Below are 423 nucleotides of genomic sequence, written 5' to 3'. Positions count from 1 at the left end.
TCTTCAGATTCTTTCGAAGTCGCCGACTCAAACGCACCCCCCAGACGCTTATAGCTCGCGATTTGCTGCAAAATGGAGCACCTTGACTGACTGGCGCGAACAGCCAGCGGCGCTAACGCGCAGGATTAGCGATTACCGCTCGTGGCATGAGCGCCTGTGCCCTATTTCCCGCGGGTCAGCTTGACCACATGGCGTGCATAAACCAGTGATAAGATGGCCGCTACCACTACAAAGGCGACCGCCAGGTACACGGTGATCGAGAAACCTGCGCTATAGGCCTGCGCTTTCGCCATACCATCGGCCATCAGGCGGTGAACCTGCCCCGACATGAGACCGACGAAGAGCGCCGACGAAATAGATCCCGCGATATGCACCAAAGTGGAATGGATCGACGAGCCGCGCGCGGACAGCTCAGGCAAGAGC

At 58.4% G+C, this 423-nt stretch carries 1 pseudogene; it reads right to left on the bottom strand.

Going from position 1 to position 423, the window contains the following annotated elements:
• Positions 1–161 precede the first annotated feature (161 nt).
• Positions 162–423, bottom strand: a pseudogene (locus NE591_RS12665) (hypothetical protein); the annotation flags it as partial.

It is taken from the genome of Adlercreutzia sp. DFI.6.23, from assembly GCF_024462535.1.
In the GTDB taxonomy this organism is placed as follows: Bacteria; Actinomycetota; Coriobacteriia; order Coriobacteriales; family Eggerthellaceae; genus Adlercreutzia; species Adlercreutzia rubneri.
The sequence above is the reverse complement of the archived record's forward strand: the minus strand, read 5'-3'. Positions and strand labels throughout refer to the sequence as shown.